Origin of the sequence: Stenotrophomonas sp. FSL W7-1447 (assembly GCF_037966425.1) — a bacterium.
GTDB classification, from domain to species: domain Bacteria; phylum Pseudomonadota; class Gammaproteobacteria; order Xanthomonadales; family Xanthomonadaceae; genus Stenotrophomonas; species Stenotrophomonas pavanii.
Genome location: NZ_CP150199.1, coordinates 2,060,159 through 2,076,000, shown reverse-complemented (window position 1 = coordinate 2,076,000; position 15,842 = coordinate 2,060,159). Strand labels below are relative to the sequence as shown.

The following is a 15,842-nucleotide window of genomic DNA, read 5'->3' as shown; positions in this document are numbered from 1 at the left end:
CACTCCGACGGCGCCCGCCACAGCATCACCGGCAGGCTCCCCAGGCGACGTTCGATGAGTGCTTCAGACACCGATTCCCTACACAGCAAGGTGGCGGCGGTCACCCTTGGCTTCTGGGTGATGAAGATTGCCGCCACCACGCTCGGCGAGACCGCCGGCGACCTGCTGTCGATGACGCTCAACCTGGGCTATGTGGCCAGCTCGGCGATCCTGCTGGCGATCTTTGCCGGCCTGCTGGGCATGCAACTGTCGGCGCGGCGCTTCCACCCGGTGCTGTTCTGGTCGGTGGTGCTGGCCACCAGCACCGCCGGCACGACGATGTCCGACCTGCTCGACCGCACGCTCGGCCTGGGCTACGCCACCGGCGCCAGCCTGCTGGCCGGCTGCCTGGCGCTGGTGCTGCTGGCCTGGCGGGTATCGGAAAAGTCGATCTCGGTCAGCAACATCGCATCGCGCCGCGCCGAAGGCTTCTACTGGACCGCCGTGCTGTTCTCCAACACGCTCGGCACCGCGCTGGGTGATTTCCTGGCCGACGATTCCGGGCTGGGCTTCACCGGCGGCGCGCTGCTGATCGGCAGCCTCATCGCGTTCACCGCACTGGCCAGCCGCATCAAGGGCATCAACCGGGTCATCCTGTTCTGGATCGCCTTCGTGCTCACCCGTCCGTTCGGCGCCACCTTCGGCGACCTGCTCACCAAGCCGCTGGAAAAGGGCGGCCTGGGCTTCGGCACGGTCGGCTCGTCGCTGGTGTTGTTCACCATTCTCGCCACGCTGGTGGCATTGCCCATGCTGCAGCGTAAAGCACAGCCAGCCAGCTAGCGCGCCGTCCAGCCCCCATCCACCGGCAGCGCCGTGCCGGTAATCTGCGCCGCCGCGTCCGAGGCCAGGAACACCACCATTTGTCCCAGCTGCTCAGGAGTCACGAACTGCAACGACGGCTGCTTTTCAGCCAACAGCGCACGCGCGGCGGTCTCCTGATCCGTGCCCTCGCGCTCGGCCAACGCCGTGATCTGCTGCTCGACCAGCGCCGTCCGCACCCAGCCCGGGCAGATCGCATTGGCGGTAATGCCGGTCCCCGCATTCTCCAGCGCGGTTACCTTGGTGAAGCCCACCACGCCATGCTTGGCCGCCACGTAGGCCGACTTGTTCACCGAGCCCACCAGCCCGTGCACCGACGCGATGTTGATGATGCGGCCGGCGCCCTGCTGCTTCATGTGCGGCAAGGCCGCCGCCGTGGCATGGAATACGGCCGAGAGATTCAGCGCGAGGATCGCATCCCACTTTTCGACGGGAAATTCCTCGATCGACGCGGTGTGCTGGATGCCGGCGTTGTTCACCAGGATGTCGATGCGGCCCATCGTCGCGACGGCATGCTCAATCATCTCGCGCACTGCCTCGCCACGGGAAAGATCGGCGCCGTCATGCGCCACGCGCACGCCGAACTCGGTTTCCAACCGGGAACGAATGCGTTCGATTTCCGCCGCATCGCCGAAGCCGTTCAGCACGATGTCCGCGCCCTGCCGGGCCAGCGCGGTGGCAATGCCAAGACCGATACCGCTGGTGGAGCCGGTGACCACCGCGACCTTTCCACTGAACATGGGTGAGCTTCCATCGGGGGTAGGCGGTGAGTGTAGCCGCTGTCGTGGCCCCGACTAATGGCCTTCGAATGCAGGCTTCGCCGACTAGGGCTCTTCTACGCCCTCACTACCCGCCAGATGTCACGGGGCGAAATGTCGCTTACGCCCCAACGGCATGGGTAGAATTGGCCCAATTCTGTCGTATAAGGCCATGCCATGGAACACCCTCTCGTCGAGGTTCGCGGCGCTGCCCAGGCGCTCAGGGAGTTCGCCGAAGCCCGTGATTGGGCACAGTTCCACTCCCCCAAGAATCTTGTCATGGCCCTCTCTGGTGAAGTTGGAGAGCTGAACGAGATTTTCCAGTGGATGACGGAGGCCGACTCCTTCAAGGCAGCGTCCTCTGAAGCCACCGCCAACGCCGTACGCGATGAAATCGCCGACGTAGCGCTGTACCTCATCCGGCTGTCGGACGTACTCGGGATCGACCTGAATGAAGCCGTCAGCAGCAAGCTGGTTATGAATGCCGCCAAGTACCCGGTGGACCTCTCGCGAGGTGTCAGCACCAAGTACAACAAGCTGTCGCAGCCATGATCGTCTATCAGGCTGACAAGGCGTCCTTCCTTCGTCAATGCAACGATGAAGAGATTGAGGAGGTCATCCGCGCCAGTTTCAAGGCGGCGACAAAGGGCGACGTAGGCGAGTCCGAGATACGTTCCTGGCGCGAGTCGCTTCGGTACGTCGCGCGCGCGCTCACCCACCACTCCGTTCCCGACGACGTTGGCGTGGCAGTGGAGTTCATTCTTCCCCAGTCAAAGAAGCGCATCGACGTCGTCTTGACCGGTCGCGCCGAGGACGGGTCGCCCCATGTCATCATCGTCGAGCTCAAGCAGTGGTCTGCCATCAAGTCGACCAAGCGCGATGCCATCGTAGAGCTTCGTGAAGGGCAGCCCCTCGTCCACCCCAGCTATCAGGCGTGGTCCTACGCTGCGTTTCTCGAAGGTTTCAACGAAGCGGTCCATGATGGAAAGCTCCGGCTCCATCCCTGCGCCTACCTGCATAACTATGTGCCGGACGGTGTCATCGACTCGCCGCACTACCGGGCTTACATCGAACGTGCCCCACTCTTCCTGAAGAGCAGCGGGGATCTGGAAAGGCTGCGTGGCTTCATCAGTCAGTACACCTGCAAGGGCGATGGCGCGTCTGTGCTTGCCGAGCTGGAGAATGGCCGAATCCGCCCGTCCAAAGCGCTCGCCGACGATGTACACAGGCTGCTGAGGGGAAATAGTGCCTTTGCGCTGCTCGATGAGCAGAAGCAGGTATTTGAAGCCGCCAAGGCTGCGTGTGCCCAAGCGCACGCCAGCGGAAAGCCCCGTGTCGTCATCGTTGAAGGTGGCCCAGGCACGGGCAAGTCGATTGTCGCGGTGAACCTGCTCGCGGCGCTCCGCGATGGGTTGACCGTCAAGTACATCTCCAAGAATGCCGCGCCCCGCGCCGTGTACAGCAACACGCTCATCCAGAAGCCCGAGAACGCCCATCTGGTGCATCTTTTCGGCGGCTCCGGTTCGTTCACCGAATCGGCGCAGAACGCGTACGACGTGTTGGTCGTGGATGAGGCACACCGGCTTACCGAGAAGAGCGGGTTCTACGGCAACCTCGGTACGCACCAGATTCAGGAATTGATCAACGCCGCACTGTGCAGCGTGTTCTTCATTGACGAGGACCAGCGCGTCACGCTGAAGGATGTCGGCACCAAAGAAGCGATTCGAGACTTCGCCATCACCCGTGGCGCAACGGTGGAGGAGTACGTCCTATCCTCGCAGTTCCGGTGTGCAGGCTCCGACGGCTATCTCGCATGGCTGGATGACGTGCTGCAGATCAGGCCTACCGCAAACACAACGCTGGACGAGAACAGCTACGACTTCCAGATCTTCGATGATCCGTCCGCGCTGCATGCCGCCATCGAAGCCAGGAACACCGGTAACCGCGCCCGCGTAGTGGCTGGCTATTGCTGGCCGTGGAACAGCAAGAAGAACAGCAAGGAGATGGACATTGTCATCGGCAACTACCGGCGGCAATGGAACCTCAACGACGACGGAAGCCTCTGGATCATCTCGCCAGATTCGGTTGACCAGGTAGGCTGCATCCATACCTGCCAGGGGCTGGAAGTCGACTACATCGGGGTGATCATCGGGCCAGACCTGGTCATGGAAGACGGCGCGCTCAAGACCGTGCCTCGCGCGCGGGACCGGCACGACAAGACCATGAAGGGATTCGTGAAACTGTCAAAGGCTCATCCCGCACACGCCGCCGAGCTTGCGGACACCATCATCAAGAACACCTACCGCACCTTGATGACCCGAGGGATGAAGGGCTGCTACGTATACGCGACCGACCCGCAGGTTGCCGCCTACTTCAAGGCCCGACTGCAGCGCGTGGCAGCGGGTGAACAGGCTGTAGAGATGGAGGCCTGAGCGCCTCCACCTGATAGCTGGCCAGCGGTGGATCCACGCCGCGCGTGGATGCCCTGGCTTCAGCACCCCGTCACTTCCAGTGATCCGGCCCCAGGAACGGCAGGCTCAACACAAACACCGGAACCGCTACCGGCACCAAGGCGGCGCCCAGCACTTTGCCGGCCGCCGAACTGACACCCGGCTTGTCCTCCCTCTCCTGCAAGATCCGCTGCGCCCGCGCATTGATCGGCTGTACCAGCTTCCCCTTCTCTGCCAGCGCCGCAGCATCCGGCAACTGCACCCGCTCACCGTCGCCCTCGAACAGCGCGCTGTAATAGCTGCCGCCCTTCTTGGAAAGATTGCAGGCCCGGTCAAACGCCAGCGCGTAACGGGTCCGGTCCATCGGCAGGTAGTAGCGCGCTCGCTCCTCCACGGCCTTGGCCTCACGCGAGGGGACCTCAATCCGCTCCAGCTTGAACTGCGCGGCCTGCTCCGCCGTCACCTGCTCCGGCCGCAGCAGCAGCGCATAGCTGCCGTGCACCTTGGCCTTGTTGGCCGGGTCGCGCCAATCCTCATGGAAGTACATCTGCGCGCAGGCCACCGCCTCGCGCAGCGGGCTGTCCATCAGCGCCCGGTAATCGCGAAACGGCGCGGCATTGAAGCGCATCGGCTCGTCATAGCGCGGCAGCAGGTACAGCTGGTCGTCGTCGGCGACGAACGCGCTAGTGATCTCGCGGGTAGAAGCGTGCTCCTCCGGGCCACTGGCACAGCCAGACAGCAGGCCAAGGCACAGGGCGGAGAAGGTGAAGAGGATGGACGTTCGCATGTCGTGTTGGTGGGCTTCCCTGGAAAAACGGCCCCGCCCGGAAGGACGAGGCCAGCCCATCATGGTGCCATGCCGGCCTTGCCCTGCCCAATCAAACGGCTGGAGATCGAGCGGGTTCAAGCCGCTGGCGCTGGTCAGCGTGATATATTGAGTGCGCCTGGACATCCATGTTCAGTGACGTTCCTGGATCAGCCTGGAACGAGCGCCACAGGCATATCCCCGTTCGGCCTTTCCGTAGCGCTTTGGGATTATCCAATCACCAGCGCGCCAGATTACTTGTTGGTTGGCGAAATGAGCCAGTTGCTGGGGGCATGCCTCTTGGCCAACGGCCAGAGCAGCCACTCGGCATGCCTTTGAAGAATCGCCGCGATGTATACCGCATTTCAAGCGTGCCGATTACGGCATCTGCCGTGAGGCGATGCCCATCTCAGTTTCAATTCTGGTTGGTGGTGCCCATATTGTGTTGTTACGGCGCGGTACACCGCCCCGCTGCAGCTGCGCCTGATGGACTCAGAAGGCGCTCTGGCGTTCCGCATTGGCGGGGGTTGCAGGCCATCACCCTTTCGCCCCGGACCGACGCCGGCGGCATCGCAATTGCTGCCATGTTTGTCGCAATCGCCAAACACTTTGCCCCGCTCCTGGGGAACGGATGAAGATGAAAGCCCACTCTTGAGAGGAGAACGCGTTAATGAACGCTGATGATGTGAAGACCATGCCAGTGATGGACCCGCTCGCCAACCAGCACATAGGTGGATCGAGTGCATCCCGACGCACAATCTACGTAGATCTTGATGGCGTAATGGCCGACTTCGACGCGGCATTCCCCGCCCTGTTTGGCCTGGACCATCGCGTGCTTGCCGACGATGAAATGTGGACGCACATCAACAACCACCCGTCGTTTTTCCGCGACCTTCCGCCGATGCACGGCGCAGTAGAGTTCTTCCACAGCATCCACCACTTGAACCCGGTGATTCTCACGGCCTGCCCGAAATCAAACTATCCACTCGCTGCGATGCAGAAGCGACAGTGGGTTCGCGAACACCTGTCAGCAACCTGCCTGGTGTTGCCGGTACTCGGCGGGAGGCACAAGCCCCTCTTCATGCACCAGCCGGGCGATGTTCTGATCGACGATTTCGAAGCGAACTGCGATGCCTGGACAGCGGCGGGAGGCGTGGCGATCAGGCACGCCGGCGATTGGGCCGCGACGCGTCACGCCCTTTCCCAGATTGAAGATCTGTCAGGAATAGCGCTCGCGAAGGGCTGATTCCCTCTCTGCCGCCCACAGACAGGCCGAGGCGCTGGCCCCTCGGCCCACGAGGCTGGCAGCCTGCGGTGCAGGCCCTGCTCTACTTCAAACGCTCCACCAACCGCTGCCCCACCTCCAGCGCAGAAGCCGGGTTCTGCCCGGTAATCAGCTCGCGATCCACCACCACATGCCCGGTCCACGGCGTGGTGTTGCTGCTGAACCTCGCACCCGCCCGCTGCAACGCGCTTTGCGGGTAGAACTTCATCTCACCGCCACCCAGTAGCGGTTTGGCCTGCTCTTCTTCCTGGTTGCTGATCACCGTCATCTGGTAGCCGCTGTAGATCCACTTCGGCACGGCCGGCATCGCACCCGCTTCCAGCTTCGCCACAAAACCACCCGCATCCGGCAACGTGGACAGCAGCGCGATCGGCCCATGGCAGACCAGCGCCGTGGTCTTGTTGCGCTGGTGGAAGTCGGCCAGCAACCGACCCAGCGCCGGGCTCTTCAGTAGGTCCTGCATCGGCGCGTGGCCGCCGGGAATGTAGACCGCATCGAAGCGCGCGTAGCCCTGCTGCTCGACACGCGCCAGGCTGACCACCGGCGAGGCGGTCGGCGAGGTCAGCGCCAGTTTCTCGAGCAGGTCCTTGTGCAGCGTCAGCTGCGCGGCATCGTTGCCGAAGTACGCCGGCGTCACCGAGGACGCGTCCACCGTTGGCGCCCGCCCGTGCGGCGTGGCGAAGGTCACCTCGTGGCCCGCGTCCAGCAGCAGCTTGACCGGCTGCATCAGCTCGTTGAGATAGAAGCCGGTGGACAGCACCTTGCCGTCCTTCAGGTCCAGGTGGTTTTCGTCGGACAGCACCACCAGCACGTTGGCCGCATGCGCGCCGGTGGCGGCCAGGGTCAGAGCCAGCGCAGCGGCCAGCCGGGTCATCAGGTTCATGGGGAACTCCTATCGGGGAATGGCGGCCACTTTATTCATCGCCGCAGCGGCGATAAATTGGCCCTATCGCAAAACATCTGTTCCCCGGAGAGCCAAATGAGCCGCAAGTTCGACTACCTGGGCGATGTGGAGGTGTTCCTTGCGGTGGTCGAGCACGGCTCATTCACGGCTGGCGCGGTGGCGCTGTCCACCACGCCCTCGGTGCTCAGCCGCGCGGTCACCCGGCTGGAAGCGCGGCTGTGCCGGCAGCTGCTGCAGCGGACCACCCGCCGCGTGGGACTGACCGACGCCGGGCGGCTCTATCTGGAACAGGTGCGCACCGCCTTCGGCCTGCTGGACGACGCCGAGCGCGACGTGCTGGCCCAGGACGGTGCACTGGCCGGCCGCGTGCGCCTGAGCGTGCCCACCACCTATGGCCACTACCGGCTGCCGCCCGTGCTGGCGCGCTTTGCGCAGCAGTACCCGCAGGTGCAGGTGGAACTGAACATCACCAACCGCAATGTGGATCTAGTGGCCGAAGGCTTCGACCTGGCCATCCGCCTGGGCCAGCTGCCGGACAGCGGACTGGTGGGGCGAAAGCTGGAAGACGCCGCACTGCTGCTGGTGGCCGCGCCGGAGTACCTGCAACGCCGCGGCACGCCGCAGACGCTGGACGACCTGCAGCAGCACCTGTGCCTGCCCTTCGTGATGCCGCGTACCGGGCGGTTGGCGCCGTGGATCTTCCGCGACGACGGGCGCGACGTGGACTGGCTGCCGCGTTCGTCCATCGAGACCTCCGACGATGTGCTGGGCGTGGTGTCGCTGGCCGAACAGGGCATCGGCATCTGCCAGAGCTATGAGTTCATCGTGCGCGAGCGGTTGCAGCGTGGGCAGCTGGTGGAAGTGCTGCCGCAGCTGCGGGGGAGATCGCGGCCGTTCTCGGTGATCTATGCGCCGCATCGGCGGCAGTCGGCGGCGGCGCGGGCGATGATCGAGTTGCTGGTGGGGAATGCGGCTGAAGCTGGCGTTGGTTGAAGCCGGGGGGCTTGTTAGCGATGTCGGATTTGAACCGCTTTTCGGGCTATGCGGCTGATCGCGCGCCGTTGCTTGGAGAGGCGGACTAAGAACTGTTGCAAAGCAGGCTGTCGCGCTATTCGCTTGTGGCATGGGCGATTACGCCACTTTTATTCGCCATCAGCAGAGCAGCGGCACGAATGCGTCTGCTGGCGTCGCGTGCTGCACGAATGGTGCATGCAACAATAGTTCTTCGCTCTCGGATTCAGCGATTCCTTCGCGAATTTCTATTGGCATTCGAAGCGGCTGCGTAAACACCATGACGTGCCACCGACAACGGGTGGCTCCGGGTCTGCAAACCCGCGATGAGCAACGACTGTTGTTTACGCTTGCCCGTCGGCACCGTCCTTAACCGGTGCCGGCGGGCAATCCGTCGGCCTATCTGGCGGGCGGTGCGTGGGGGTCTTCGGACCCACCGGTCATTCGTTGCTTCGTCCCGGTTTGCAGCCACGCATCGTCCGCCACCTCTTCACGGTGGCGCTGTTAAGCACAGCCACGGAAGCCGACGCCATGAACGAATCCGACACCTTCTCTTCGTATACCGTTGTTGAGCCCATCAACGACGACACTCCCCTGCCCGACCTGAACTCCCTGCTCGGCATCCTCAAGCGCATGCGCGGCTGCGAGGGCGCTGATGGGCACCCTTGGCCGGAAACCGATGTGTCACCCGGCCGCCGCGTGAGCCTGGCGAGAACCGAGCGCGCTTTGGTGGGGTTGCTGACGGTGCTGGAGGTGCTGCACGCAGCGGACCGCTGCCGGGTGGCAGCGGAGCCGGAGCGGCATTTGGATGAGGGAGTTGTCGATGGGTTGTTTCTGGCTTGCCGGGGACTGGCTGAGTGGGCTTGTCGGGAGGTCAGGCCGGAGTGATTTTTTACCACGCGCCGGCCCAGGCAGAACGGCTAAGAAGTGAATCCGCTGCCCGCGCATGTCGACTGCACGACTACTGAGTCTCAGTCCGTGAGCGCGCAAGTCGCCACTGTTAGGTCTTGGGCTATCTAAGGAGCTGATCGAGCTCAGCTCCGCCGGGCCTGCGTTTTACGTAATTTTAACAAAACGACGAGCTGCGCGTCGCGAGGCCAATCAATGCGATGCACTAGCTATCTCACTTCTAGGGCCGCGCTCATAGCAGGGTCAAATATGGCGCAGAGCCCAACACATTGACAACAACAAAAGCTAGACTGACAAGACAGGCCATTCGGTTGACATTGGCCAATTTGTCATTGACAACAGCGAGATATAGCAGTACATATGCATCAACTACCAGACGCCACCATGACCACGAACTTTGCTGACGATGTGGCTCAATTTGCCGAAGCAGCAATGGGCGCCGACTACACCAAGCTACGGCGAATTGGTCAGCGCTTAGCCGCAGCGATGGCCGATGAACACGCTGAAGCTGCTAGGCGAGTTCGTCTAGCCATCGGAAGAAAGGGAGTACCACTTCAAGCAGCAGGCTTCACTGAAGCGCTGCCTGTCGATGGGAAGTCACGGCTTCCGTTAGTTGAGGAACTTCCCTGCCCAGCAGCCCCCTGCATGCTTCCCGAAGATGCGAGGGACATATTTCAGTCGTTCATAGATGACGCGACTCACCACGATTTACTGGAGAAGAATGGCATTGCTTCCAAGCTTTCGCTGATGCTCAGCGGCCCGCCAGGCACAGGAAAAACCCTTCTCGCAGGCCATATTGCGGCCCGAATGGGAAAGAAGCTCTATGTTGCTCGGCTGGACTCACTGATATCGTCCATGCTTGGAGATACAGCAAAGAATGTTCGCGCCATCTTTGACTTTGTCGCAGGGAAAGATGCCGTCCTCTTCTTGGATGAACTGGACGCTATTGCAAAAGTGCGCGACGACAGAAATGAGCTCGGCGAATTGAAGCGAGTTGTCAATACCGTGATCCAAGGAATTGACTCTTTGGAGGACAGGACTGTCCTTCTCGCCGCCACAAATCACCCGCAAATGCTTGACCCCGCCATATGGCGCCGTTTTTCATATCACATCCACCTTGGGATGCCTGAAAGTGACTTGCGCCAAGCACTTTGGATCTACTTCCTGGGTGACAGCTCAGAACTATCGGAAGACGCCAAAATTTTGGCAGCACTTTCGGAAGGCGCCACCGGGGCAGATATTCAACGCCTAGCATTGGCCGCAAGAAGAAGAGCCACAATCAGGAAGGAAAGTGTAGACTTCTTAGACCTTGCAATCCAGGTTACTCGGCAAGGAAGTTCGAATCGCCCAACGACCACAAAAGAAGTGGATCTGAGGCGAAGCATTGCTCGAATTCTAGTGCAAGATTTTGGCGCTGCCCAATCGGAAGTTGCCCGATTCTTGAAGGTTTCCAGACAATCTGTATCGGCCTACCTGAAGGGATAATCAAGTGCCACAAGATGCTCGCCCCGTGCTCAACCCTGTGCTCAACCTAAAGCGTGATCCGAGGCGAGCGAGTGTCACTGGCCGCGAAGCGCCCGAAGAAGCCGTTGTTGTGGCGCGCTTGGAAAGTCAGAGGAGGATATTGTCCGAACAGCTGGGAGAGCTTGATTCCCGATCTTCAGACGTTCATGCAGGGCGCCGCCTTGTCGCCATTCGAATGTTCGATGACTCTTTTGCTCCTTCTTGGGAGCCTGAGGCGCTTTTCCACACAAACTTCGGCGCGCCACTGGTTGCACCTTTCCGGGGCGGCTACGTTGCCGAGCTTGGCACCTCTGCGATATCCAGCTTGCGAGATAAAATATCGTCAAGTTCGCGCCGCGAGGTCAGAATCTCCGTTTCAAGAATAAGCTCCCTTCTTCCTATCACCGATGAAGATATTTTAGGAGGCAGGGGGATTGAGCGGACCTGGCAGCTTGCCACCGAGGTGAGCGAAGGCAGGTTATTCGATATCTGGCTAGCCCCCTTTGCTAGCTCAGAGGCAAGAGCAAGTGTCTCAGCAAGCATCGAAAAACTGGCAAATGCGGAGCATGTCAGCTCTGTTATTGATCTAGTCTCGATTACTCGAGAAGCCGGTTCGGATGCCGATCAGCTTCAACTCCAAGATGCTCCCAGCTCTCGCAGTATCGCGCGCGGCACCCGCGAATACCGTCAGAACCCGTTCGTCAGAATTCATATCGCGGTACGGGATCAGTCCGGCCTTTCCGCCCTACTCTCCTCCGGAGCGGTTTTTCGAATAGACCCAGTGAGGCCAATAACTTCGACCCAGACGAGGGCAGCTCCAGATCCAGAGCGCCCCGTCCCAGATGAACAATGGCATCCGATCGTTGGAATCGTGGACGGGGGGCTGTTCGCACGGAGCTACGAACAAATGGTTGCGTGGAGAGCGCCGTCATTGGTATCTGATGTTGCCGCAAACAGAGCCCATGGAAATACGGTGACGTCGCTGGTAGTGCATGGAAGCTCGTGGAACACACACCTCAAACTTCCAGAGCTTGTCTGCAGAGTGGGGATCGCCCAAGCCATCGCCAATGTCAATCAAGGAAGTGCGACTTGTGCGGAGTTTGAAAGCTATCTGAAAGCAACAGTGGAGCGGCATAGCGGCAGCACAAAAGTTTGGAACCTCTCGTTTAACCAACCTATTGAGCCCGATGCACCACATGAAATGAGCTCACTGGGGCATGAGCTGCACAAGATTTCACGTAGGTTTGGAATTCTCCCGATCGTTTCGGTTGGGAATACCGACCATTGTTCCACAATGCGAACATGCCCACCAGCCGATTGTGAAGCAGCATTGACCGTGGGGGGAAGGATCGCAGCAGGAGACACGCCAGGGGAACACTGTCCGACATGCCTGGGCGGCCCCGGACCCGAAGGACTTAAGAAGCCGGAGATTTCTTGGTTCTCCACGCTTCGTGCATTGGGTGGTAGCACGCAGACAGGAAGCAGTTTTGCTGCAGCCCTTGTATCCAGTGTCGCCGCACATACATTTCACAATTTGCGGAATGCAACCCCAGACTTGGTACGCGCCTTGCTTTTGAATACCTCCGATCTGGAAGGGTATGACGAACGACTAGGCTGGGGCTCACCTTGCGTGATAAATGAAGTGCCTTGGAAGTGCCCGGAAGGTAGCGTGACTCTTCTCTGGACAGCAAAGCTCCTTGCGAGGCAGTGGTATTACTGGGAAGACATACCAATTCCACCGCAGTTGATTGTGGACGGCAAGCTTAAAGGGAAGGTCGCGCTCACTGCGATTCTTTCGCCGCGAACTTCAGAGCTTGGCTCTGCAAACTATTTTGCAAATCGGCTTCAGGTGGCGCTTCAGTACACCAAGGCAGATGGAAAAGCGGGCAATCTTGCTGGAACGATGCGGGAAGCCACTGCACCAGAGAATGAAGCCAGGAGGGATTACGCCAAATGGAACCCAGTACGGCACCATTCGAAGGAGATAAAGCGCGGAATCACTTTCTCTGGAAGCACCCTACGCGTCTGCGCTCGCGTTTTTGAAAGAGATCTCTATCAATTTGATCACGCTGGCCTCGCAGAGGAGCTACCAAGCGATGTCGCATTTGCACCGACACTCACAACCTCATCCACCGGATCCGGGTCAATTTACGACTCTGTGGCCACCAGTCTAGGGAACTATGTGGAGAGCGCAGTGACGGATATTGAAATCGATATTGAACTTTAGCTTGTCAATTCTCGGCAAAGCTAAGGGCCAAAATCCATCTAAAGACGAAATAGGGCTGCACAAAGGCGTACAAAAAAACATTCCAAACAGCACAAAGAAGGGCGCCTCTCGACGCCCTCGCGCCCTTGTTTCACCATTAGACAGAAGTGTAAATTCCTATCAATTTATACCTAGGACATTTGGTTAATACCGGAGCACAGATGACGCCTGGAATCGCTTTCGTCATTACCTAATATGCCCCGCAGGACCTAGGGAAACAGTCCCCATTCCCAGCAGGAGGTCCGGCCCTTACCGCGAGCGGACCTCCCAGGCTGTCTCACCACAGGCATACTTCACGCCCTTGAGTTCTCGCTCGGACTGCGCGATTACGTCCATAGATTGGGCCCGCAGGGCGTTTTCCACATCACGCCTATCACCGTCAAGCTAGCTCGCGATTTCCGGCGGAGTTCGGTCGATCTGTCGCTCGCCAGCCGCAGTGATGCAGAACGGCGAGACGCGCTTCAACGATCGCCACATTGAAAAACACGAAACTGGAGGCCAAGCGGGTGAGGAAGGTCCCGAATGGGCCCTCCTCACCTCTCAATTAACATTCACATTTACTCACCGATGGCATTCAGCGCCACTCTTGCTGCAGCAGCAACCCCGCTCTCGTTTCCCTTTCTGGAAGCTTGCAGCAATTTGGAAACATTCTTCTCCTTCGAAGCCTCAGTGGGTAGTTCGTACTCACTAAAGAGACCAATCCAATTTGAACGAGGCCGATCATACCAAGCCAACTTCTGCAGTACCAAATTATCTGCGGGCAGACATTCATTAACATAGTACTCCCACTGATTCTTGGTCAATCGCGCCAGCAACTGGTCTGCCGTTGAAATTGCGGCGTGAGATACACCATAGCTGTTCCCCAACTTAACGGCCAAGATAGCTGACATACAAATGGGGAACGCAGGCCACGGAATTGTAGTACCCAACCTGGCGAGCACCTGAATTGCAGAGGGTTCATTGTAGAAATTGTTCATAGCCGTATGAACAGAGATCACGTTGGCCGCAGCCGCTGCAAAGCTTTGCGAACGTAGGGATTCCGGAACGAAGTCGAACCCCTGGACCGCCGAAAGAGCCTTCTTCAAAGCTAGAACGACCGCGCTTGATCCAGAACTCACCGCTTCTGCGTACGCTTGGCCGAGCGAGTACCTCTCCGCATCCCTAAAACCCTTCCAGAGAATTGGAACAATTACAACAATATTCCCAAGAGTGTGCTCAAATTGCGCTCCCGCCTTAGTCTTCGCCGCAGCGATTAGAATACTGAGCGTCGTCTTCTTGAAGAAATATGGGGACACAGCGAGCGCTTGTAGTTCAGGATCAGAGTCCTTAAAGGTCCTCTCTTCAAGCGCAGACCTAAAAGCAACAAATTCCACGGGAGCAACATTATCCCCCCGGCCCAGCACAGCATTTATGCAGGTCCGAAGAAATGACAATGCCTCATCTCGAGACATTTCCTCAGTCTCAGCATCATCACTATTGAGACCATCAAAATGGGCCAGTAGTTCGAGGTGCTGCGTTAGCCGCATTGCATCTGTTGAGTTAACAACACCCAGCTCTCTGGCAAGCGTGATGGCCTCATAATCCGAGATTGAAACAGTCGGTACTGATTCTTCAGAAATATCAGCACGCCCCAGCATTTCACCAACAAAGGTCATTCCCAATGAGGCAAGCGAGCGCTTGAGCTGGGACAGCGCCTTGTTCAATACAAATCCGGCCATCATCTCAAACGATTCAGACTGAAATGCACTGACGATTTGCTTCTGATCGCGAGAACTCAAATTCGTCGCAACCTGAGCTATAGCATTTACACTATCAGCCGATTTGGGAACCAGATTTGTCTGGGGTTCCTTCCAAACTACGATTGCGTTCATTGCACTGGCCCCACCGATTTAACAAAGTCCGTTCTGCCATCCTGCGAGCGGAAGAATGCTGCACGCAGATCCTTACCCACCGCCGCTTTCATCGCTTCATATGCGCGGGTCCTTGCGCCACCCGCAGCCGGCGTTGTTCCCGCATCACTCCGAACGAAAGCGCGATAGCCCCGAATGGCTCCCGCATCATCGAAAACCGTGATCCCATCGCTTGAAATAAATCCGGACACAAGCTCCGACGCTGCTTGAAGCGTACTTACAGTCGATGCGCTCTTCCCACCTTCCAGATGCTGCTTGAATCTATCAAACAACTGAAACGCCGGCGTGATAGCCACAACATCGGAAAGACTCAACGGCAAAGGATTCGCTTCGGCCGCCACAACTGCAATAAGTGTTCCGTGGCTATCCCTAACTGCCGACGTCAAGATCCTCTCAACAAACCCAACAAACGCCCCATCAGCCCATTCACACTTCTCTGCAATGGCCGAGGATAGCGACTTCAAATGCTCGTTAGCCTTCAGCTCATCAATGTCCTGGTCATTATTGAATCTAAACTCAATTACATCTCCAGCGCTCGTCCTGACCTGAACCTTATTGGTTGAACTTTGAACAATCCTAACGACAGGAAAATTTTCATCATATTCATCCAAAACAATCTCATCGACCGTTAAAGATGATGGATCGCTTAATCCGCAAAACACACCAAAGCGACAATTCCTACCATCATCACACCTCTCGATATATATCCTCCAATTACCGGAGCAAAGAGGGGCTGCGGCCTTCAGTATCTTGGGACCAGCTGATTCAATTGGAATCGTACCAGACAGCGGAATTGACTCTCCCACGCCAGCCAGCTTGATCAGCACTGAAATCGAGTTGCAGACAAAAACAGAAGGAGTCATTACAACCCCCTCCTCGGTATAGGCTGCCAACTGTGATACAAGACCCGCCATCAGTGATGATGTTCTCGCGCAGTTCCAGCCAACACGCTCCGTCAAATCCGAAATGTTCGAATTAAGACTAGATCTGAAGGAAATACTTTTTTCGATAGGCATCAGCAGTCACATCCATGCAACAAGAATTAATCCAACAATGAAGGATCTATCAAGAACACTCGAGGATCTTCTGATACGCCAGACCCCAAGGCTTAACACATCGTAACTCAATCATTCATGAGAAATCCGGTGTTGGTAAAGAGAATTTCGCCAACCCTCCACATCAT

13 protein-coding genes are annotated in these 15,842 nt (G+C 58.6%); 8 read left to right on the top strand and 5 right to left on the bottom strand.

The window, feature by feature from the left end; translation table 11 throughout:
- Positions 1 to 54 precede the first annotated feature (54 nt).
- Positions 55 to 819 (top strand): hypothetical protein, encoded by a 765-nt coding sequence (locus NSQ78_RS09805; RefSeq protein ID WP_149901924.1) that lies wholly within the window; start codon positions 55 to 57, stop codon positions 817 to 819.
- Here the strand turns inward: NSQ78_RS09805 and NSQ78_RS09800 are convergent.
- Entirely contained in the window at positions 816 to 1,598 is a 783-nt protein-coding gene (locus NSQ78_RS09800) for a 3-hydroxybutyrate dehydrogenase (protein WP_149901923.1), read from the bottom strand. The genes NSQ78_RS09805 and NSQ78_RS09800 overlap by 4 nt on opposite strands.
- 195 nt (positions 1,599 to 1,793) lie before the next feature.
- On the opposite strand from NSQ78_RS09800, the gene NSQ78_RS09795 reads away from it, so the two are divergent.
- Positions 1,794 to 2,168: a nucleotide pyrophosphohydrolase gene (locus tag NSQ78_RS09795; protein WP_057494069.1), complete on the top strand. Its 375-nt coding sequence runs from the start codon at positions 1,794 to 1,796 to the stop codon at positions 2,166 to 2,168.
- Positions 2,165 to 4,048, top strand: coding sequence for a DUF2075 domain-containing protein (locus tag NSQ78_RS09790; RefSeq protein WP_149901922.1), 1,884 nt, complete (start codon positions 2,165 to 2,167; stop codon positions 4,046 to 4,048). Before NSQ78_RS09795 ends, NSQ78_RS09790 begins: the two co-directional genes overlap by 4 nt.
- A 70-nt stretch (positions 4,049 to 4,118) precedes the next feature.
- Here NSQ78_RS09790 and NSQ78_RS09785 read toward each other — a convergent pair whose 3' ends face one another.
- Positions 4,119 to 4,853: a hypothetical protein gene (locus NSQ78_RS09785; RefSeq protein WP_188238392.1), complete on the bottom strand. Its 735-nt coding sequence runs from the start codon at positions 4,851 to 4,853 to the stop codon at positions 4,119 to 4,121.
- Positions 4,854 to 5,541: 688 nt separating this feature from the next.
- Here NSQ78_RS09785 and NSQ78_RS09780 point away from each other — a divergent pair.
- The gene (locus tag NSQ78_RS09780; RefSeq protein WP_088497279.1) at positions 5,542 to 6,117 is read left to right on the top strand and encodes a hypothetical protein; all 576 of its coding nucleotides are present in this window, start codon (positions 5,542 to 5,544) and stop codon (positions 6,115 to 6,117) included.
- A gap of 82 nt (positions 6,118 to 6,199) precedes the next feature.
- On the opposite strand, the gene NSQ78_RS09775 is transcribed toward NSQ78_RS09780, so the two are convergent.
- Positions 6,200 to 7,039 carry a type 1 glutamine amidotransferase domain-containing protein gene (locus tag NSQ78_RS09775; protein ID WP_149901921.1) on the bottom strand — a complete coding sequence of 280 codons (840 nt, stop codon included), beginning with the start codon at positions 7,037 to 7,039 and terminating at the stop codon, positions 6,200 to 6,202.
- A gap of 96 nt (positions 7,040 to 7,135) precedes the next feature.
- Between NSQ78_RS09775 and NSQ78_RS09770 the strand changes: the two genes are divergently transcribed.
- From NSQ78_RS09770 to NSQ78_RS09755, 4 genes are all read left to right on the top strand, one after another.
- Positions 7,136 to 8,053: a LysR family transcriptional regulator gene (locus NSQ78_RS09770; protein WP_149901920.1), complete on the top strand. Its 918-nt coding sequence runs from the start codon at positions 7,136 to 7,138 to the stop codon at positions 8,051 to 8,053.
- Between the two features lie 549 nt (positions 8,054 to 8,602).
- Positions 8,603 to 8,959, top strand: coding sequence for a hypothetical protein (locus NSQ78_RS09765; RefSeq protein WP_065185244.1), 357 nt, complete (start codon positions 8,603 to 8,605; stop codon positions 8,957 to 8,959).
- 405 nt (positions 8,960 to 9,364) lie between these two features.
- The gene (locus tag NSQ78_RS09760) at positions 9,365 to 10,465 is read left to right on the top strand and encodes an AAA family ATPase (protein WP_198422402.1); all 1,101 of its coding nucleotides are present in this window, start codon (positions 9,365 to 9,367) and stop codon (positions 10,463 to 10,465) included.
- A 25-nt stretch (positions 10,466 to 10,490) separates the two neighbouring features.
- Positions 10,491 to 12,710 carry a S8 family serine peptidase gene (locus NSQ78_RS09755; protein ID WP_223224819.1) on the top strand — a complete coding sequence of 740 codons (2,220 nt, stop codon included), beginning with the start codon at positions 10,491 to 10,493 and terminating at the stop codon, positions 12,708 to 12,710.
- A 596-nt stretch (positions 12,711 to 13,306) separates the two neighbouring features.
- Here NSQ78_RS09755 and NSQ78_RS09750 read toward each other — a convergent pair.
- Both NSQ78_RS09750 and NSQ78_RS09745 read right to left on the bottom strand, forming a co-directional pair.
- Positions 13,307 to 14,620 carry a hypothetical protein gene (locus NSQ78_RS09750; RefSeq protein WP_149901918.1) on the bottom strand — a complete coding sequence of 438 codons (1,314 nt, stop codon included), beginning with the start codon at positions 14,618 to 14,620 and terminating at the stop codon, positions 13,307 to 13,309.
- The gene (locus NSQ78_RS09745; protein WP_149901917.1) at positions 14,617 to 15,675 is read right to left on the bottom strand and encodes a hypothetical protein; all 1,059 of its coding nucleotides are present in this window, start codon (positions 15,673 to 15,675) and stop codon (positions 14,617 to 14,619) included. The genes NSQ78_RS09750 and NSQ78_RS09745 overlap by 4 nt, the downstream gene beginning before the upstream one ends.
- Between the last annotated feature and the right edge of the window lie 167 nt (positions 15,676 to 15,842).